The organism is Polaribacter butkevichii (genome assembly GCF_038024105.1).
In the GTDB taxonomy this organism is placed as follows: Bacteria; Bacteroidota; Bacteroidia; order Flavobacteriales; family Flavobacteriaceae; genus Polaribacter; species Polaribacter butkevichii.
The window spans coordinates 2,297,169-2,318,123 of sequence record NZ_CP150661.1; the positions used below are offsets into that span (position 1 = coordinate 2,297,169).

Below are 20,955 nucleotides of genomic sequence, written 5' to 3' on the forward strand. Positions count from 1 at the left end.
TAAAAATAGTTCCCAACAACGCTCTAACTGATACTTATTTTGCCAATTCCATAAAAGTATCTTCAATCGTTGCGGCAGTTTTTTCTATACTGATATTGGTTAGGTTTTTAGACTTTAAAAACGTTTCCAACTCCGTTGGATTAAAATCTGACCTAGCATCTGTATAATGCACAAATTCACCAAAAGGATACACACTATGATTGTGTTTATACTCCTTTAAACTATTAATAAGCTGATACATATTATTGGCACCTACATTGTAAATTTGTTTTGGATACTGTTTTACAATGGCTTGTGGTGTATCAATTTCTAAAATTTTACCACTCTCAATTAATGCAATTCTATCACACAAAGCAGCTTCATCCATGTAGGGTGTAGAAACCAAAATAGTAATCTCCTTTTGCTGTAAACGTTTTAACATTTCCCAAAATTCTTTTCTAGAAACTGGGTCAACTCCCGTTGTAGGTTCATCTAAAAACAAGACTTTAGGCTTGTGAATTAAAGCACAACACAAAGCCAATTTCTGTTTCATCCCTCCAGAAAGCTTACCCGCTCTTCTATTTTTAAAAGGTGCTATTTGAATATAAATATCTTTAATTAAATCGTAATTTTCTTCGATGGTTGTTCCAAAAATAGTTGCAAAAAAATCTAAGTTTTCTTCAACGGTTAAATCTTGATACAGAGAAAATTTCCCAGGCATATAACCCACATTCTTCCTGATACTTTTATAATCTCTAATTACATCAAAACCCGCAACACTTGCTGTGCCTTCATTGGCAATTAGTAGCGTGGTTAAAACTCTAAACAAGGTTGTTTTACCTGCTCCATCAGGACCAATTAATCCAAAAAGTTCACCCGGTTTCACTGTAAAAGAAATGTTTTCTAAGGCTTTTACTTTTTTATAAGATTTTGATATGTTATTAATTGTAATACCCATTTATTCTTGTGTTATCCACATTTCTGCAGGCATCCCTATTTTTAAACTTCCATCGTTTACAACATTCATTTTTACAGCATACACTAACGCAACTCGTTCTTCTTTAGTTTGAATAATTTTAGGCGTAAACTCTGCTTCCGAAGCAATCCAACTAACAATTCCTTGATACGTTTCCATCGCATCTGCAACATCAATTTTAACATCAACTTTTTGTCCTATTTTAATGTTTGCTAATTGTGTTTCACTCACATAAACGCGCAATTCCATGGTACTTAAATCTGCAATTTTATAAAGTGGTTTTCCAAAAGCAGTAATTTCATTTGGCTCTGCATATTTAGTTAAAACGGTTCCGTTTACGGGATTAATTATTTTACTTTTATGAATTTGATCATCAAGTTGTTTCAATTGAACATCTATATTTTTTAACTCATTTACAACAGGTGCATTCTGAATTTCTACACTTCTAATTTGACTTTTAATAACATCTATTTCTCCGGAAACGTCATCTAGTTGTTTCTGCGTACCTGCGTTGTCTTTAATTAAGTTTTCTGTTCTGGCTTTATTAATTTTGGCTGTTTTTAATTTGGAATTTAACACAGAAATTTGTGATAAAACCCCTCTAGATTTTGAACTAATTACAGATTTTGAAACCATTAATTGTTCTCGTTTTAAAGCCAATTGCACAGTATCTATAAAACCAACAAATTGGTCTTTTTTAAGTTGATCGCCTTCATCAATAGTAAACTGAATCAGTTTTCCGTTATTTTCTGCAGAAATGGTTACTTCTGTTGCTTCAAAATTTCCATAACCATCTGCTTTTCCATTGTCTTTTCCGCAAGAAAATAATGTTGTAGCAATAATGCTTACTATTAATATGTGAGTGTATTTTTTCATTTTAGTTCGTTTTTTAATTTTTTTCCCGCTGATTTCACAGATTATCGCTGATTTTTTTTGCAAACTTTTTATCTTCGTACATTTGCGAAATTTGCGGCGTATTTACTCTCCTTTTATAGTATTGTAATTTGCTTTTGCTAATTCTATTTGTATTTTATGTTTTAACAAAGTGTTTTCTGCTTCAAATAAATTGGTGAATTCTGTTGTGTAAATTGATGATGTAATGACCCCGTTTTTAAGTTGAGAGTCTAACGTTTTCAATACCTTTTTACGAAGTGCTATAATCTCTAAATCAGAATTTATAAATGCAGTAATTTTTTCAATTTCCTTTTGCTGCTTATTCAATGCTATACGGGTATTTAATTTAAAAATTTCTGTTTCATTTTCTATAAAATCTTTATTGATAGCAACCACTTTTTGCTGTTTTTTATTAGTGTTCCAGTCAAAAACATTCCAATGTAATTTAATACCAACAGTGTAAAAAGTTTGAAAAGAATTATCTAACATATTTAATCCTGGGTTACCGTAACCGCCAGTTGCAAAACCATTTACTTTTGGTAAATTTTGTTTAGAAATAAGCGATTTATAATTATTTACTTCTTCTTTTTTTAACCTAAATAATTCTAATTCGGGTCTGTTTATTTCGTTTTGCAATTGCGTAAAAATTAAAGGAGTTTCAAATATTGTTAAACTGCTAAAAGGTTTCCCTACCAAACTAGATAACGTTTCTATGAAAGATAATTTACTGCTTTCAACCTCTATAAATTGCTGTTTAATTTTTAACAATTCTGCTTCTAAAACACTATCTGCAGCAGGTAATAATGAGCCATATTTAATTCCTGATTTTACTTCTTTTAATTTAGTTTGTAACTGAAGTTCTTTTACCTCTAATAATTTTAAAGATTCTTGCGTTAATAAAATTGAAAAATACAGTTGATTAATTTGTGTTTTTAACTGATATATATTTGCATCAATTTGTTTTTGCTTGGTTTTAAGTTGACCTTGTTTTATTTTTAAATTGGCATTTGTTACACCTCCGTTATAAATAAGTTGATTTATAGAAAATGTAGCACGATATTGATCTTTATTTTGAGGCTCAATACTAGACATTGCAACAGGAAGTTCTATTACATCTGATTGATACGTTGCTTGTGCATCAATATTAAATTGAGGTAATTTAGAATTAGAAATAATTTCTGCATCTTTTTGATGCTGATTTTCTAATAATTGATGTTGTTTTACCAAAGGATAATTTGTTTCTAATAGTTGATAACAATCCGTAAGCGTAAAACGCTCTTGCGAAAATGCAGAAACACTAATGCTTACAATTAAAATGAATACTATTTTTTTCATCTTATATTTTTATTGAATTAATGATAAAATCGGCAACAGCTGTTTTACGCTCTTCTATGAGTTGCTGAAAACCTTCTTCATCAACCGAAATTAAGCTCTTAATTAATGGTTTCCCTATAAAAGGAAATACATTTAGAGCTAAAATATTTATAAATAATTGGGCAGCTTTTACCTTTCTGATAGCACCTTTTTCAACCTCAACGGCTACTTGTTTTTTAAATTTTTCAAGGTTTGGAAATCCGTTACTTTCCTTCATTTTTAAAATAAAATCTGGATTTCTATTTAATTCTTGAATAATAAAATTAGGTAAGTATGGATGCTCTGCTATAAATGAAATATAGTTTGATGAAAAATTTATCACTTTTTCTTCAATAGTAGAATCATCATTTAAAATGGTGTTTAATTGAGGCGCTAATAATGAAAAGGCATTTTTAAAAACTGCCTCAAACAACAACTGCTTATTTCTATAGTAATAATGCAACATCGCTTTATTAATACCCGCTTTATCTGCAATTTCTTGCATACGAGCACCATCCATTCCTTTTGTTTGAAAAATAGACTTTGCTGCTTCTAAAATTAAACTTTCGGTATTTTCGTTTTTCTTATTTTTCATTATTAACTGCATAGTTTAACCATTTGGTTAACAAATGTACAAAAAATAATCAAACCTAGTTATGTTTGATTATTTCTATCTTATTATTTTATATACTTTTCTTTATTTAACTTTCTTTTTATCAACTTAATAACCACCAAACCAAGAATCCCTCCTATAAATGACGCCATACAATTAATTATAAATAGCCCACTATTAAATGTACCATTTTGCACTATCGATTGTGGGTTAAAGCCCAATCTACCAAAAGTTTTTATTAAAAAGATACTTCCAAAAACTCCAGAAATGGTATTTCCTACAATGCCAAATGAGTACTTTTTAAAAGCAACACCTGCGCTAATAGCACCTATGATTCCTATTAAAATACTAATTAAAGAAATTAAAGTTTCTGTCATAATAGCAACATTTTTACATTAATGTCCGTAATCCATTTTATCAACTTTACCGCCCAATAATCTTTTTTGAACAATAGCGTAAATTACAAGTAAAATAACCCCAATAACACCCCAAGTTAACGCTACGGATAAACCATACTCTGGCGCAGATGTATTATAGATTGTTAGAGACTCATGGGTATCATTTATAGAAGGTAGAATTACTGGAAATAAAGACGCAAGAGACGATGTAATTCCGCCAACAATTAACAAGGTTGATAACCAAAAGGCATGAATATCTCTTTTAAGTTTTTTGATAAAAAACAAACCAACCAATCCTATAAAATAAATAATAGGAAACACAATTAGATAAGGTTTATCTATAAAATTATTTAACGAATTAGGGTTTACAATTTGCCACACAAATAATGAAAAAACAGTAAGTATCGCTAAAACAATGTTCAGCTTAAAAACAACACTTTTTAGTTTTTGATTAATAGATGAATTTGTTTTTAAAACCACCCAATTGGCACCATGAATAGCCAAAGTAATTACAGAAATAACACCAATAATAATGGTAAACCAGTCTATAATTCCAGGGGTTTCACTTAAAGGACTAAAACTACTATCCCACAGGGGTAAGAAAAAATAATGTCCTTCATGAGCCGAAATTCCGTTTTCTACACCACCTAAATTTACACCTCTAACAATATTACCTAAAGCGATCCCAAAAAATAAGGCTAATAATAAACTAGAAACACCAAATGAAGTATCCCAAATATCTTTCCACATTTGATATTTAAATTGGTTTCTAAACTCTAAGCCAATTGCTCTAAAAATAATTAACCATAAAACAATAATTAAAGGTAAATAAAAACCACTAAAAACAGACGCATAAAATGTTGGAAAAGCCATAAAAAGCATTCCACCACCTGCAACTAACCAAACCTCATTAGAATCCCAGAATAAACCTGCAGATTTTGCAATTACTACTTTGTCTTTTTCTTTTTTTGCAAAAAACAGATGAATGATTCCTGCTCCAAAATCATATCCATCTAAAATAAAAAATACAGCTAAAACAATAGCAATCATTATATACCAAAATACTTCCATAGTTTAATGTGTTTGCGGTTTTGGACCTACGTTAATGGTTTTACCAACTAATACTAAAAATAATAAACCTAGCAGCATATACAGAGCAACAAAGCCTAACAATGTAAATAATGTATTACCCGATGAAACTGTTGGAGAAATACCGTCACTTGTTTTTAATAAACCATACACCAAATACGGTTGTCTACCTAATTCCGCTACATACCAACCTGTAAGATTTGCAATGTATGGAAACGGAACCAAAAACATAATTACCCAAAGTAATGGTTTTAAAGTAAACAGTTTTTTTCGCCATAAAAAGAAAAGGGCAAGCGCCATAACCCCTATAAAAATAGTACCTAAACCAACCATTATATGATAAGAATAATAAAGTGCAGGAATATTATCTGGTAATTCTTCTTTTTTAAATTGGTCCATTCCCGGAATTTGCTTATTCCAATCTTGGTGCGTTAAAAAACTTAAAATGTTGGGTACTGCTATTTTGTTATCTAGTTTTTTCTCAACCATATTTGGCTGACCAATTAAAACAATTTCTGCTCCAGCTTCTTCGGTTTCAAAGATCCCCTCCATGGCAGCAAAAGCTGCAGGTTGATGTTTAGCTACGTTTTTAGCATTCCAATCTCCCGTAGGAAAAGCAACTAGTAAACTAGAAACCAGACCAAAGGTAACACCCACTTTTAAAAACAACTTACCGTATTCTACTTGTTTGTTTCTTAACACATAAAAAGCCCCTATACTTGCTACCACAAAAGATGAAGTTACCACAGATGCCAATTGATTGTGTAAAAAAGCAGGTAAAAGCCAAGGATTACTAAATAATGCGGAAAAGTTTTGCAACACAAATTTACCGTTTTCTAAAATTTCATAACCTACAGGATGTTGCATCCAAGCATTGGTTGCCAAAATAAACCAACCACTTGCCCAAGAGCCTAAAAACACAAGAAAACCTGTTAGTAAATGAAGTTTTTGCCCCATTAGTTTTTCACCAAAAATAAAGAGCGCTAAAAAGGAAGACTCTAAGAAGAAAGAAAACATCCCTTCCATTGCCAAAGTCTGACCAATAATACCTCCTGTTAATTCAGAAAATTTTGCCCAATTGGTACCAAATTGAAACTCCATCGGAATTCCTGTTACAACACCCATTGTAAAATTAATGGCAAAAATCTTCATTAAAAATTTAGCAGCATTGTTATATTGTTCATTACTGTTCCTTAAATACCTCCACTTAAAAAAAACAATTAACAAAGATAAACCCATTGTTAATTGCGGAAAAATGTAGTGAAACGTAATGGTAAATGCAAATTGCAATCGATCATAAAAGAGCATATCCTCCATAGAAAATCTTATTAATTGTACGATTATTTTTGTGAATGAAAAACACAATAAAAATAAGTATTTTAGACCTTATCTTATCTTGTTTTTACATAAGTTTTTAGTCTTTTTTTACTTTAATTGTTATTTCTAATTTAATCGTAGAATTTACAGAATTAGAAATTAAACATGCATTTTCTGATTTTTCTACCACTTTTTTAGCTAAATCAATATCGGCTTCATTAGAAATTGTAACAATTGGTTTTAAAACTACTTCGCTCATCATAAATTTGCGGTCTACCATTTCTAGTTTTCCTACCGCATTCGATTCAAAATTCACAAAATTGAGTTTAAAATTTTCTGCCACAGCTAAAAAGGTCGTCATTAAACAACCATTAATTGCGGCTACAAAATAATGTTCTGGTGTCCAAATATTTGCTTCTCCTTTAGGAAATTCTGGAGGTGTAGCTATTGCTATTTTTTCATCTAAAACGTTAGAACTTAACACTCCTTTTCTGTTCTCTTTCCAATTTACGTTAACTTGATAAAAATGTTCTTTACCCATTTTATTGATATTTAATGCACAAATTTAGGTTCTTAATTAGAAGCTATTTGTAACTAATATTACAAAAGAGACCGTTTTAAAACACTAGTCTCTTTTGTAAGAAATTAATAAAATTATTATTTTTTTAAAATTGTATCTAAAACTAAATCTTTATCTAGTTTTTTAGTACAGAAAAACCAATCTTTACAATCTAACTCTTCTGTAGAAGTCATTCTTTCTTCTGCTACACCGCAAGATCCAGCAGGAGATACAATTACATCGTCTCCAGGATTCCAATCTGCAGGAGTTGCTACATTAAACTCATCGGATGTTTGCATAGCAATTAATGCTCTATATAATTCATCAAAATTACGCCCTAAACTTAATGGGTAATAAATAATTGCTCTAACAGTTTCATTAGGATCTACAAAAAATACTGCTCTAACGGCTTGTGTTTTACTTTCTCCTGGTTGAATCATTCCGTATTTTTTGGCAACATTCATAGAAATGTCTTCGATTAAAGGAAACTTCACTTCTATATTTTTCATTCCGTTAAATTCAATTTTATCTTTAATGGTTCTTAACCATGCAATATGACTGTATAAACCATCAATAGATAAACCGATAAGACTACAATTGGCTTTTTCAAATTTTTCTTCTAAATGCGCAAATGTCATAAACTCTGAAGTGCAAACTGGCGTAAAATCTGCAGGATGACTAAATAATATAGACCATTTACCTTTATAATCTGAAGGGAAATTAATTTCTCCTTGCGTGGTAGTTGCTGTAAATTGAGGAGCTTTATCTCCAATTCTTGGCATTCTAAAAACTTCTTGTTCTACTGTTTCTAAGGTATTCATAAGTATAATATTTTAACTTTTACAGTGTAAAATTACACTTCATACGGCTTCTTTTTTGTAACATAAGTAGCAAAGACATTAAAAATATAACGATACTATTGTATCACACTAACAAACCTAAAAGCAGTAGAAGCTTTAAATGATAAAAGTCATAATAAAAGATACTTATATCTTCTAATTTTGTATTTGTGAAAAACTGGAAACTAATTTTCTCTATATTATTCAGTACTCTTATACTTTACAACAGTTTAAGAGTTTCTATAACGTACATCTATTATAATTTAGATACAACAGGTTTTATTGAGACTTTTTGCGAAAATAAAGACAAACCAGAACTACAATGTAATGGTAAATGCCATTTAAAAAAGATTAACAAAACAGCCAATCAAGAAAAAAATCAACCTGTAGAACTCATCAATTTTAAAGATATTTTGGTTTACAATCAAAAAATTTCTTCTTTTCATTTTACTAAAAACACCTATCAAAACAAACCAACTTTTCAGTATTTAAATCTTTACTATTTTAAATTAGCAACTACTTATTTTCATCCACCAAACGCTTAATTGTTTTTTTTCATTTTATAGAGTTTCTATAAAACATTAAATACCTAAAAATAAAAACAATTATCAATGAAAATATTTTATAAAGTGCTTTTATGCGCGCTAATTTCGGCTACGTCTTATAGTCAAGAAAAAGAGAACACAAAAAAAGATAGTGCCAAACAAAAAGCAGTACAACTAGATGAGGTTATAATTACAGGAAAAACAAAAAAAGACCCTGTATTTAGCGCTATCACTAATCAATATGCTAAAAAAATTGTACAACCAAAAAATGTTGCCGATTTGTTTAACAACATTAACGGTTTCTCTGTAATTAAAAGAGGTAATTATGCCATAGATCCTTCTTTTAGAGGCGCACAGTACGAACAATTAAACATTCAATATGACGGTGGCACAAAAGCAATGCATGCCTGCCCTAACAGAATGGATCCTGTAACAACACACATTATTCCTGAAGAAATTTCGAGAATTGAAATTATTAAAGGTCCATACACGGTTAGATATGGCGCTACTTTTGGTGGAATTATTAACCTTGTTACACAAAAACCAGATTATAACGATTATGGTTTACACGGAAAAGTATCTGGTGGCTTTGAAAGCAACGGAAATTCTCTTGTAAGCTTAGCAGAACTAAAATATATCAATGAAAAATTTGATATTGTTACCAATGTTGGTTATCGTGATTTTGGTAATTATAAAGATGGATTTGGAACCACAATTCCGTCATCTTTTAGAAGCTCTGATTACGGAATTAAAGTTGGCTATAACTTTACACAAAATCAGCGTTTAAAAGTAGACTGGAGACAATCTTTTGGACGAGATGTTTTACATGCCGCTTTGCCTATGGATACTGATTATGATAACAGTAGCATTTTATCTGTAGATTACAAAATAGACAATATTGCAGAAATAATAAAATCTATTACCGTAAAGGGATACCATAGTTATGTAGATCATTTAATGACCAATAACAACAGACCTTCTTTTATGATGATGGAAGCCGCTTCTGCCGTAGAGGCAACAACTATTGGTGGTAAAATTGAAATGAATTGGAAACCTTCTAAAAACCTAGATATATTTTCTGGAGTTGATATTATGAATATTGCAAGAGATGGTGGAAGAACCAGAATTGTAAAAATAATGAATGGCAACAAACTAGCTACTCCAAAAACATTTAATGATAAAGTTTGGCAAGATTCTTATATTACAGATCTTGGTGTTTTTACAGAAGCAAGATACAATTTAGCAGAAAACACCATTTTAACTGCAGGTGTTCGTTATGACAATGTAACTTCTGATATTAAAGATCCAGAAGCAGATTTTGCAGCCATGTATAATTTAAAAAAACGCACAGAACACACTTTTAGCGGAACTGTTTCGGTTAAAAAAATAATTTCTGACAACTATATATTAGAAGTCGCTTATGGTCGTGGAACCAGAACTGCAAATATGATTGAGCGTTTTATAAATCATTTTACGGTAGGACAAGATCCGTATGAATATATTGGAAACCCAGATTTAAAAGCAGAAATAAACAATCAGTTCGAAATAGGGATTAAAGGTTTTGAAGCACTTAAAAATGGCTTTAATAGTTTTCAATTCGAAACTTCTGTTTATTATTCTTATTTCGAAAACTACATTGTTGGTATTGTAAACCCAAACATTACAAGAAAATTTAACCCTACCGCAGAACCCACCAATGTAAAAGTTTTTCAAAATTTAGATGAAGCTTACAAAACAGGTTTCGAAGCCATGGCTAGACTAGATTTTTTAGAGAACTATAATTTTAAAACAGAATTTTCTTACGTGTATACAAAAAACAAAGATTTAGATGAATCTTTACCCTTAACCCCTCCTTTTACAACCAAATTATCACTTGGTTTCGAAAAAGAAAAATTATGGGCAAACGCACAATATAATCTAGTTTCTAAACAAGATAATATTTCTGAAAGCTATGGAGAAACCAGTACAGATGGATATCAAACTTTAGATCTTCGTTTTGGAGGCAAACCACTTAAAAATGTAACCTTAGGTGTTGCTGTTTTAAACGTATTTGATAAAGGCTATAATAGTCATTTAAATTTTTCATTTACAAACCAAGCAGATTTTGGAAGAACGCCAATTACAGAACCAGGACGTAATTTCTCTGCTTTTTTACAGTATGTATTCTAGTTAAAACCAAAACCTACGCTATACAAACCTCAAAGATTTTAAAACCCTTTGAGGTTTTTTTATACATCATCTTTTATTTTTTTACAAACTTCATAAACAACTCCATTTCTTGCCTATTTGCATAAGAATTGTAACATTTTGTAAAAACATCCATTGTAAAAAAGGGTTCAAAATAAGAAATGTATTCGTTTTTATTTCCACCAAAAGGTGGATGATCTTCATTTAGTTTTGCATCAAAAAGCAAACCCACCAATTTACCCTTAGCTCTTAATAAGTGATGCATTTTTAACGCATACTTTTCTCTTAAAAGTGGATCTATAGCACAAAAGAAAGTTTGTTCTATCACCAAATCGAAAGTAGTTTCGACATCAAAAAAATTAGCATGAATTAATTGTGATGACGGAAAACCGACAACTCTATTTTTTAGGTTTGTTAAAGCAGTTTTAGAAAGATCTACCACAAAAACATTCTTAAAACCACGGTTAAAAAGATATTCTGCTTCGTAAGAATTTCCACCACCTGGTATGAGTATTTTTAAATCCTTATTAATAAGTTGATCAAAATACATTTTTAAAGGAGGAGAAACAACTCCTAAATCCCAACCAACCTTATTATTTAGATACTTTTTATCCCAAAATTCTTCCGATAAGTTCATTTTTTAGTAAATTATAATCTATTATTTAATAGAATGAGGTCAATCATTTTCTTACCAACAAAATAGAGTTTATATTTGCACTATAGTTCAAAATAAACACTTTTTATGGAAACTTTAGAAACTGCAAAGAAAAATCTTACTAAAAAAGGATTTTTAGATATAGAAACTCCTGATATAAATTATGTCGAGGAGATTTTAAAGCTAAAAAAAGAAAAAAATGCAGTTCTTTTAGCACACTATTATCAAATTGATGAAATTCAAGAAATTGCAGATTTTGTTGGTGATAGTTTAGCTTTGGCACAACAAGCTGCCAAAACAGATGCAGATATGATTATTTTTGCAGGAGTTCATTTTATGGCAGAAACTGCAAAAATATTAAACCCAACTAAAAAGGTTCTTTTACCAGATTTATTAGCGGGTTGTTCATTGGCAGATTCTTGTCCGCCAGAAAAATTTTCAGAATTTAAAAAACAACATCCAGATCACATTGTTGTTACCTATATAAATTGTTCTGCAGAAATTAAAGCCTTAAGTGATTACGTTTGTACATCATCTAACGCTAAAAAAATAATTGATGCAATTCCTTTAGATCAGCCTATAATTTTTGCACCAGATAGAAATTTAGGTGCTTATTTAAACAAAGAAACAGGTAGAGAAATGTTACTTTGGGATGGCGCTTGTATGGTACACGAAGCTTTTTCTATGGAAAAACTGATTGACTTATATAAAGAGCATCCAGATGCCGAATTAATTGCGCATCCAGAATCTGAAGCACACATGCTTAAGGTTGCTAAATATATTGGTTCTACTTCTGGTCTTTTAAATCATGTAAAAAACAGTAAAAAGAAAAAATTTATTGTAGCTACAGAAGCCGGTATTTTATACCAAATGTTAAAAGAAAACCCAGATAAAATAATTATTCCTGCTCCTGCTAAAGAAGATAATACTTGTGCTTGTAGCGAGTGTGCTTACATGAAAATGAATACAATGAAAAAATTGTATTTATGTTTAAAACACGAATTACCTAACATAGAAGTTGAAGAAGAATTAGCAAAAAAAGCAATTATTCCTATTAATAGAATGTTAGAACTTTCTAAATAACGCCTTAAAATGTTACCTGATAAAAAAATAATTTCTACAGACTTTTTAGTAATTGGTTCTGGAATTTCTGGATTAACTTTTGCGCTAAAAACAGCCACTAAGTTTAAAGACGCTAAAATTACAATAGTTACTAAAGACGAACAAAGTGAGTCTAACACTAAGTATGCACAAGGTGGTATTGCCACTGTTTACAACAGAACCGTTGATAGTTTTGAACAACACATCAATGATACTTTAGTTGCAGGTGATGGTTTATGCGATGAAGAGGTGGTAAAAATGGTGGTAGGTGATGCCCCAGATAGACTACAAGAATTAATTGATTGGGGAACACAATTTGATGAAAATGAAAATGGTGATTACGATTTAGGTCGTGAAGGAGGACATTCTCAGAATAGAATTTTACATCATACAGATATAACAGGTGCAGAAGTAGAACGTGCTTTATTAGCGCAAGTAAATGCGCTTAAAAATATTGATTTTTTAACGCATCATTATGCAATTGATTTAATTACCGAACATCAAACAAAAAAGAGAAAGACAAAACGAAACGGAAAAATTTCTTGTTACGGTGCTTATGTGTTAGATGAAAAAAACGCAAAAGTAAAAACTTTTGTAAGTAAATTTACTGTTTTAGCTTCTGGTGGTAATGGCCAAGTATATGAAACCACAACAAACCCTGTGGTTGCTACTGGAGACGGAATAGGAATTGCATACCGTGCAAAAGCCGAAATTTCTGAAATGGAGTTTATTCAGTTTCACCCAACAGCGTTGTACAACCCAGGAGAATACCCTGCTTTTTTAATTTCTGAAGCCGTAAGAGGTTTTGGTGCTAGATTAAGAAATTACAATGGTGATTTCTTTATGCATAAATATGATGAAAGACAAGAATTAGCCTCTAGAGATATTGTTGCTAGAGCTATAGATAACGAATTAAAGAAAAGTGGAAAACCACATGTATATTTAGATTGTACTAATTTAGATATGGATAAATTTAAAGAGCATTTTCCTAATATCACAGAAAAATGTGCTTCTTTAAATATAGATGTTACCAAAGATTATATTCCGGTTGTACCAGCCTCTCATTATATTTGCGGTGGTGTAAATGTTAATAAAAAAGCAAAGACTTCTATTAAAAAATTATATGCTTGTGGCGAAGTAACTAGAACGGGGTTACATGGCGGAAATAGATTGGCGTCTAACTCTTTATTAGAAGGCTTGGTTTACGCACACAATGCCTTTTTAAATATTTCTAAAAAATATGATAACGCTAAAATGCCAACAGATATTCCTGTTTGGAATGACAATGGCGTTATTAAAAACATGGAAAAAATATTAATTGCGCACGATCGAAATGAAGTAAAAACGATTATGACCAATTATGTGGGTATTGTACGTTCTAACGAGCGCATAAAACGTGCTGAAAAAAAACTAAGAGTATTGTATGAAGATAACAAACGTTTATATGATCACTCAGAACTTTCTGTAGATTTATGCGAGTTAAGAAATTTAATTACAACCGCATATTTAATTACCCAATTCTCTAAAAAGAGAACTGTTAATTGTGGTGGTTTTTACAGTTTAGATTGTATTTCTAAGTAGAAAAGCACCTGACTTTAATCAGATGCTTTTCAACTATTACTATTATAATAATTATCCCCCCAGATTATTTATAACAGTAATTAATGCTGTTTTTTGTACGGCTCCAGACTGTCTCCAAACCTGTTTACCAGACTTATATAAAATAAACGTTGGTACACCTCTAACCTGATATTTAGCTGCTAAAGATTGATTTTTATCAACATCAATTTTAATTATAGATACTTTATCTCCTAAAGCATCTTTTACTTCTTTTAAAATAGGACTCATTGTTTTACAAGGCCCACACCATTCTGCAAAAAAATCTACTAAAACAGGTTTGTCTTGATTAATAACGTCTAAAAAATTGCTCATGCCTAAGAATTTTATAATTGTTTATGAAAGGTAATACTCCAAATTCCTCTTACTTGATTTTCTGTATAGCCAACAGCTAAATCTTTTGGGTATAACTTATTTATTTCAGCTAAAGTATTGCTTTTAATATCTAGGTTTGGTTTACCATGACATTGCAAACACATACTATTTGTTTTAATTGGATAATAAAATTTTACATTTTCTGCAGATTCAACAACAATCGGTTCTGACTCTTTATTTAATTGGGCGTCTTTTTTAAAAACAGTAATATATTCTTTCTCTAAATTATTAGCGGCATTACTTGCATTTCTTGGTTTGTCTGAAACTCTTTTTATACTTGTTTTATATACTACAGACATACTATCTGTTAGAGGATATGCTTTTACATTACAAAATTTTAATGCTGCCAAGGTTCCTTTTTTTTGAATTGTTCCCATTAAGTTTTTTCCTAAAACAGCTTTGGTACCTAGTGCATATTTTAACCCCTTTTCACTGTAAGATAGGTTTTTAAAATTAGCACCTTGCTGCTGTCTTTGCATTCCGTTTCCATTACCTCTGCCCATTCCATTACCTCTGCCATTTCCGTTTCCGTTTCCGTGTTGTTGATTGTAATGCTCGTCAAACCATGCTGGTTTTTCTATTTCAGACTCAAACATATAATCTGCAATCTGCTGAATCGTTTCTTCAGGAAAAGCCTGTTTAGGCATCAAACCAAAACGTTGAACAGCGCCATACATTATAGCATTTTCTTTGGTTGGGTTTTTAATCCAGTTTTGCATCGATGCTATAAATGAAGCTTTTGTAGAATTTCCCATTAAATACCTTTTTTTAATAGCAATCATTGGTGGTGCAATTCGGTTATCTTCTGGTGTGGTAGCATTATGGCAAACATAACAGTTTGTTTCCATTAACTTTTTACCAACATGTTCTTGTGTTTCTGAAACCGCCTTTTTAGAATAAGAAGGAGTCTTTTTGGCATCTTTACATCCAAATATAAAAGCCAGTGCTATAAATAAACTGAAAAATTTCATCTATTTTTATTACAAAAATAGGATGTATTTTATTATTATTCAGTAACTAATGTTACAGTTCTAAAACTTTAATACTATTTCTAAAAAGTTCTATTTTACGCTCGTTTTCTAATTTTTTTAATAATCGAGATACTACAACTCTAGACGTATGTAAATCTTCAGAAATTTGTTTGTGGGTAACATGTAAAAGATCATTATGAGTAACCATTGCTTTGTCTTTTAAATATTTAAAAATGCGTTCATCCATTTTTAAGAAAGCGATGGTATCTAAAGCCTCTAAAAGCTCATCCATTCTAAGATGATATGTTTGTAAAATATAGGCTTGCCACGTTTTATATTTCCCTAACCATTCTGCCATTTTTTCTTTAGGCAACATAATTAACTCAACATTTGTTTCTGCAACGGCTCTAATTTTACTTTTGGTTTGCCCCATACAACAAGAAAGGGTCATGGCGCAAGTGTCTCCTTTTTCTAAGTAATATAAAACTATTTCATCACCATCTTCATCTTCTCTAAGAATTTTAATAGCTCCAGAAATTAATAAAGGCATCGATTTTATATAATCTCCAACCTCAATAATTGTGGTATCTTCTTTAAACTCTTTAGAAACACCTAATTCTTGAATTTCTAAAATTAAATCTTTCTCTAAAAGATACCCAAAATTGCTTTCTAGTTTACTTATCATTATTCCTTATTTTTTCATCTATAAAAATAGTGAAATAGATTTTAATAGAACAACAAAAGCCCGAGTTAAACTCAGGCATCAATAAAAATAGAGATATCTATTTTGCTTTTTTATCTGTGCTCATTAATAAGTAAACAGCTACAACTAAGCCTACTACAACCAGTGCAAAAATACCAATCATAATTGTGCCATTTACCCAAGAGACCTGTGGTATGGTTAAAAAATTCATATTCTTCTAATTTTGAATTCAAAATTAATATATAAAAATATTTTAACATATGATTAAAATCAGTTTTTAAAACTGCTCATTTAGAATATCTCCGCTTAACTGTAACAACTGTAATTCTATTAATTTAGCATCAAATTTTGCATTGTTAAACGCTGTTTTAGAGTTGATAAAATTAATCTGAGCTTGCCTAAATTCTATAGAAGTAACTTGCCCTAATTTGTAACGTTCTTTGGTTCTATCAAAATTATTTTGAGTAGTTAAAACATTTTTTTCTTGCGCCTTTAAAATAAATAATTGATTTTGATAATTCTCCCAAGTATTTTTTAAATTATTCTCTATTGTAACTTTTTGTTGTGCTAATAATATTTGTTGATTTTCTAAAGCAATTTTAGCATTGTCAACTCTTGTTTTTGTGCTTCCTCCATCAAACAAACTCCAAGACAAACTTAAACCTGCATTTAATCCATTAGAAGTAGAAGCCGCTAAAAAAGAAGTTGCAGGGTTTTCGCTTTTGTTCCATCCATAAGAAGTATTTAAACCTAAAGAGGGTAAATAGTTTGCTTTGTTTATTTTGATGTTAAACTCACTAATGGCAATGTTTTTTTCGTTTTGTTTTAAGGTAGAATTATTGGCGATTGTTTTTTGCTGAAGTTCCTCAAAATTCATCATTTTGCTAAATACAACTTCGGTTTCCACCTCAAAATTCACTTCTTTTTCTATCCCTAAAATAATATTTAAACCACGTTTAACATTGCTTAATTGCTGATTGGCGTTTATTAAAGTAATGCTATCATTATTTACATCAACTTCTGCATTTAGCAACTCTAACCTAGTAGATTGCCCATATTCATATTGATATTTTGCTCTTTGTAACCTTTGTTTAGAAATAGACAAGGCTTCTTTTAAATTCTCTTTATTTTCAGAGAATCTTGCAATTTGAAAATACGTTGTAAACAATTGTAAATAGGTATTCTCTATCGTTTCTCTAGCTTGTAATTCTGTTAAATTATACGTCTCTTTTAATTGTTGATAATTGTACTTTCTGCCCAATCCATCAAAAAGGATATAATTTAAACCTACAGAAGCATTATACGATTTTGTTACAGCGCCATCTACACTCGTAGAAGTACCATCTTGACGAGAAATAGTTTGGTTATTATTACTATAATTTGCACCAGAAGTAACCGTAGCGGTTGGTAAAAAACCTGTATTATAAATACTTTTATTGTTTTTTGCAACGTCTAAATTATTGTTGGCTATTTTAATCCCAAAATTATTTTCTAACGTAATTTCTAGTGCTTCCTTCTTTGTTAGAATTTCTTGCGAAATTCCTTGTAAAGTCGATAAAAAACCGACTACTAATAGTGTATTTCTAATGACCTTCATTTTCGTCAAATTTAGATTCTATAATAGCTCTTTCTACTTCTTCTTTAGTTACTTTTTCTCCTGTTTTTAACCACTTTATGCCCACTTTTATCGAATTAGAAACAGATAGTAACAGTGGCAACATTACCAAGGTTAAAATAGTTGCAACCGCTATTCCGTAAGAAATAGAAATTGCCATCGGAATTAAAAATTGAGCTTGCCTACTCTTCTCTAACATTAAAGGCGCTAAACCTGCAACTGTAGTTAAAGATGTTAAGAAAATGGCTCTAAAACGAGATTGACCTGCCATAATTAATGCATCGTCAAACAACATACCTTCTTTTAAATAACTGTTAAACTTCCCTATTAAAACCAAGCCATCATTTACCATAATACCCACCAAAGCAATAATACCTAACCAAGATAAAATATTGATAGAAAAATCGTGAATAAAATGCCCCCAAACAACACCAATCATACTAAAAGGAATCATTAAAAGCAATAAAATTGGCTGACTGTAAGATCTAAATGTAAACGCAATTACAATATAGATTAAGGCTAAAATGATCCATTTTAACCAAACTAAAGAATCTGTTGTCTTTTTAGCCTCTCTATTTTGACCTTCGTAAAGTGGTGTTACAGAATGATATTTAGAAAGAATTAGCGGCATTACACGCGTTTTAATATCATCTAAAATTTCTGTTGCACTTTCTTTAGCATCTTTTAAATCTGCAGAAACTTGTATTTCTCTTTTACCATTTAAATGATTAATAGCAATATCGCCTCTTCTAATTTCGTAAGTTCCTATTTCAGAAAACGGAATTCTTGTTCCGTTTGGAGCCACAATACGCATATCATCTAAATCTTTAATAGAAGATCTATCTTCTTTTTTGTAACGCACCCAAACTTTAATTTCATCTTGTCCACGCTGAAAACGTTGTGCCTGAAACCCAAAGAAACCATTACGTATTTGCGCCATCACAGACTGTAAATTAAGCCCGAGTAAATATGCGTTATCTTTTAATGTAATACTTACCTCTTTTATCCCTGCAGGATCATTATCTGAAATATCCTTTAAAAGCGGATTATTTTCTAACACTAATTTCAGTTCTTCTTTTGCTGCTTTTAGCTCTTCAATATTATTTCCTAACAAAGAAACCGCAACAGGACTTCCTCCAAAATTTCCTCCAGAACCAAAAATTAGACTTTCTACACCATATACTTTTCCTACTTTTTCTCTAATAGAATTTGTTATTTCTGGTGATGAAAACTCTCTACTTTCTCCTGCTAATAAATTAATACTTAAAGTTGCATTTGCACTTCCTGGACCAACCCTTTTTATTACATTCTGAACAACTTGTTCGTCTCCAGATTGCTTTGCAGTGTATTCTTTATTTATCAACCAAACCTTTTCTTCTATAGATGAAATTATAGAATCTGTAATTGTTTCGTTGGTACCTTGTGGCATGTTTAAAGTTACCTGAATTTTATCACTTGCTACAGAAGGGAAAAAAGAAGTTCTAACAATACCACCACCAATAGAGGTTAAACTAAAAATTAACAAGGCAATTGGCATGGCAAAAGCAAATACTTTATTTTTTAAAGAAAACTTTAAAAAAGGAACATAAAATTTTTCATTTACTTTAGTCAAAGCTCCATCTGCAAACCTATTTATCTTATTAAAAAAAGCATCAACTCCATTCATTTTAGCTGCTGCACCTTCTTCTAAACGTTTTCTATCTAAAGCTTTAGAATGTGCAATATGCGCAGGTAAAATAACCAATGCTTCTATTAAGGAAACGGTTAATGTTAAAAGTACAATTGTAGATACTTCACTAAAAAAATTACCAATTCTTCCATCAACAAAAAACAAGGTAGAAAAAGCAATAATAGTTGTTAGAATTGCAGAAACAATTGGCGGAATTACCTCCATCGTTCCGTCTATTGCTGCCTGAATTTTGGTTTTTCCTAAATCGTAATAATGGTGATAAATGTTTTCTCCAATTACAATTCCATCATCCACCAAAATACCGATAACGATAATCATCCCAAAAAGAGATAAAATATTAATGGTAACATCAAACTGAGCCGCTAAAATAAACATTCCTAAAAATGCAACAGGCAAACCAAAGGCTACCCAAATTGCCAAACGTAAGTTTAAAAAGAGTGCTAGAAAAAATAAAACCAATAAAATACCCACGATTCCGTTTTCTATTAGAAGCATGGTTCTTCCTTGTAATGTTACACTTCTATCATCTGTAATATCTAAGTGTATGTTTTGGTTTTGCTGATTAAATTTATCAATATAATCCTTAATTTTATCTGCTGATGAAAGCAAATCTTCATTATTGGTATTACTAATAGAAATATCAATTGCTAAATTACCGTTGTAATACAATCTATCTGGAGTTTCCGACCACGTATCTTTAACCTCTGCAATGTCTTTTAAACGGATAATATGTCCGTTTGTTTCTGTTCTTACAATTAAGTTTTGCAATTCTACTCCGTAATAAGAACGATTACTTGCTCTAATTAAATAATCTTCTTGAGCCGTTTTAATATTACCACCCGTAATTAAAAGATTAGAGTTTTGGATTGCTTTTGCTACTTCTGCGAAGGATAAATTAAAAGCACGTAAATCGTTTTCTTTAACCGCTATTTCTATTTCTTCGTCTGGAAAACCAGAAATAGTAACTTGAGAAATTCCTTCGATACCTCTAATATCGTTTTCTATATTTCTAGCATATTGTTTTAAAGATTTTAGCGGAATATTATCTCCACTAACGGTAAAACTAATAGTTGGTCTTATACTTTCTACTTTAGCTATTACAGCCGGCTCCATACCAGAAGGAAAAGACGGAACTCTATCTACCGCATTTTTTACATCTGTTAAAACAACATCTATATCTTTACCTTTTTCTACCTCTATTCTTACCGTTGCAGCGTTTTCTCTAGAAACAGACGTTACACGTTCTACACCAACAATTCCTTTTAGGTTGTCTTCAATTTTTAAGACCACACCTTCTTCCATTTCTGTAGGAGATGCTCCTGGATATGCTAAAGAAATGTTTATTAATTCTGAATCTGTTAATGGAAAGAAAGACGATTTCATACTAAAAGCCCCCACTAAACCAAAGGCTACAAATGCAATAATAAATACATTTACAGCAACAGGATATTTTATAAAATAAGTAATTATTTTTTTCAT

At 30.7% G+C, this 20,955-nt stretch carries 20 protein-coding genes; 4 read left to right on the forward strand and 16 right to left on the reverse strand.

Going from position 1 to position 20,955, the window contains the following annotated elements; genetic code table 11:
* Nucleotides 1-34: 34 nt before the first annotated feature.
* The 9 genes from WG951_RS09720 to WG951_RS09760 form a co-directional block, all read right to left on the reverse strand.
* On the reverse strand, nucleotides 35-937 hold the full coding sequence (locus tag WG951_RS09720; protein ID WP_105049987.1) for an ABC transporter ATP-binding protein: 903 nt from the start codon (nucleotides 935-937) through the stop codon (nucleotides 35-37).
* Nucleotides 938-1,831 carry an HlyD family secretion protein gene (locus WG951_RS09725; protein WP_105050621.1) on the reverse strand — a complete coding sequence of 298 codons (894 nt, stop codon included), beginning with the start codon at nucleotides 1,829-1,831 and terminating at the stop codon, nucleotides 938-940.
* A 102-nt stretch (nucleotides 1,832-1,933) separates the two neighbouring features.
* Nucleotides 1,934-3,184, reverse strand: a complete 1,251-nt coding sequence (locus WG951_RS09730; protein WP_105049986.1) for a TolC family protein — start codon at nucleotides 3,182-3,184, stop codon at nucleotides 1,934-1,936.
* Between the two features lies 1 nt (nucleotide 3,185).
* Nucleotides 3,186-3,797, reverse strand: coding sequence for a TetR/AcrR family transcriptional regulator (locus WG951_RS09735; RefSeq protein WP_105050620.1), 612 nt, complete (start codon nucleotides 3,795-3,797; stop codon nucleotides 3,186-3,188).
* Between the two features lie 83 nt (nucleotides 3,798-3,880).
* On the reverse strand, nucleotides 3,881-4,192 hold the full coding sequence (locus WG951_RS09740; RefSeq protein WP_105049985.1) for a hypothetical protein: 312 nt from the start codon (nucleotides 4,190-4,192) through the stop codon (nucleotides 3,881-3,883).
* Nucleotides 4,193-4,210: 18 nt separating this feature from the next.
* Entirely contained in the window at nucleotides 4,211-5,284 is a 1,074-nt protein-coding gene (gene cydB / locus WG951_RS09745; protein ID WP_105049984.1) for a cytochrome d ubiquinol oxidase subunit II, read from the reverse strand.
* Between the two features lie 3 nt (nucleotides 5,285-5,287).
* On the reverse strand, nucleotides 5,288-6,619 hold the full coding sequence (locus tag WG951_RS09750; RefSeq protein WP_105049983.1) for a cytochrome ubiquinol oxidase subunit I: 1,332 nt from the start codon (nucleotides 6,617-6,619) through the stop codon (nucleotides 5,288-5,290).
* A 97-nt stretch (nucleotides 6,620-6,716) separates the two neighbouring features.
* Nucleotides 6,717-7,160, reverse strand: coding sequence for an OsmC family protein (locus WG951_RS09755; RefSeq protein ID WP_105049982.1), 444 nt, complete (start codon nucleotides 7,158-7,160; stop codon nucleotides 6,717-6,719).
* 116 nt (nucleotides 7,161-7,276) lie between these two features.
* Nucleotides 7,277-7,999: a peroxiredoxin gene (locus WG951_RS09760; RefSeq protein WP_105049981.1), complete on the reverse strand. Its 723-nt coding sequence runs from the start codon at nucleotides 7,997-7,999 to the stop codon at nucleotides 7,277-7,279.
* A gap of 188 nt (nucleotides 8,000-8,187) precedes the next feature.
* Here WG951_RS09760 and WG951_RS09765 point away from each other — a divergent pair, with 188 nt between their 5' ends.
* Both WG951_RS09765 and WG951_RS09770 read left to right on the forward strand, forming a co-directional pair.
* A complete protein-coding gene (locus WG951_RS09765; RefSeq protein ID WP_105049980.1) occupies nucleotides 8,188-8,562 on the forward strand; it encodes a hypothetical protein in 375 nt (124 codons plus the stop codon).
* A 66-nt stretch (nucleotides 8,563-8,628) separates the two neighbouring features.
* On the forward strand, nucleotides 8,629-10,731 hold the full coding sequence (locus WG951_RS09770; protein ID WP_105049979.1) for a TonB-dependent receptor domain-containing protein: 2,103 nt from the start codon (nucleotides 8,629-8,631) through the stop codon (nucleotides 10,729-10,731).
* Between the two features lie 73 nt (nucleotides 10,732-10,804).
* Here WG951_RS09770 and WG951_RS09775 read toward each other — a convergent pair whose 3' ends face one another.
* Nucleotides 10,805-11,386: a methyltransferase domain-containing protein gene (locus tag WG951_RS09775; protein WP_105049978.1), complete on the reverse strand. Its 582-nt coding sequence runs from the start codon at nucleotides 11,384-11,386 to the stop codon at nucleotides 10,805-10,807.
* 105 nt (nucleotides 11,387-11,491) lie between these two features.
* On the opposite strand from WG951_RS09775, the gene nadA reads away from it, so the two are divergent.
* The gene (gene nadA / locus WG951_RS09780) at nucleotides 11,492-12,487 is read left to right on the forward strand and encodes a quinolinate synthase NadA (protein ID WP_105049977.1); all 996 of its coding nucleotides are present in this window, start codon (nucleotides 11,492-11,494) and stop codon (nucleotides 12,485-12,487) included.
* Between the two features lie 9 nt (nucleotides 12,488-12,496).
* Complete coding sequence (gene nadB / locus WG951_RS09785) at nucleotides 12,497-14,086, forward strand: L-aspartate oxidase (protein WP_105049976.1); 1,590 nt, start codon at nucleotides 12,497-12,499, stop codon at nucleotides 14,084-14,086.
* 51 nt (nucleotides 14,087-14,137) lie between these two features.
* Here nadB and trxA read toward each other — a convergent pair whose 3' ends face one another.
* From trxA to WG951_RS09815, 6 genes are all read right to left on the reverse strand, one after another.
* Complete coding sequence (trxA, locus tag WG951_RS09790; RefSeq protein WP_105049975.1) at nucleotides 14,138-14,437, reverse strand: thioredoxin; 300 nt, start codon at nucleotides 14,435-14,437, stop codon at nucleotides 14,138-14,140.
* 11 nt (nucleotides 14,438-14,448) lie between these two features.
* The gene (locus tag WG951_RS09795) at nucleotides 14,449-15,468 is read right to left on the reverse strand and encodes a c-type heme family protein (RefSeq protein ID WP_105049974.1); all 1,020 of its coding nucleotides are present in this window, start codon (nucleotides 15,466-15,468) and stop codon (nucleotides 14,449-14,451) included.
* A gap of 52 nt (nucleotides 15,469-15,520) precedes the next feature.
* Nucleotides 15,521-16,153, reverse strand: a complete 633-nt coding sequence (locus tag WG951_RS09800) for a Crp/Fnr family transcriptional regulator (RefSeq protein ID WP_105049973.1) — start codon at nucleotides 16,151-16,153, stop codon at nucleotides 15,521-15,523.
* 97 nt (nucleotides 16,154-16,250) lie between these two features.
* Entirely contained in the window at nucleotides 16,251-16,382 is a 132-nt protein-coding gene (locus WG951_RS09805; RefSeq protein WP_262510187.1) for a hypothetical protein, read from the reverse strand.
* A gap of 66 nt (nucleotides 16,383-16,448) precedes the next feature.
* The gene (locus WG951_RS09810) at nucleotides 16,449-17,768 is read right to left on the reverse strand and encodes a TolC family protein (RefSeq protein ID WP_105049972.1); all 1,320 of its coding nucleotides are present in this window, start codon (nucleotides 17,766-17,768) and stop codon (nucleotides 16,449-16,451) included.
* Entirely contained in the window at nucleotides 17,755-20,955 is a 3,201-nt protein-coding gene (locus tag WG951_RS09815) for an efflux RND transporter permease subunit (RefSeq protein ID WP_105049971.1), read from the reverse strand. Before WG951_RS09815 ends, WG951_RS09810 begins: the two co-directional genes overlap by 14 nt.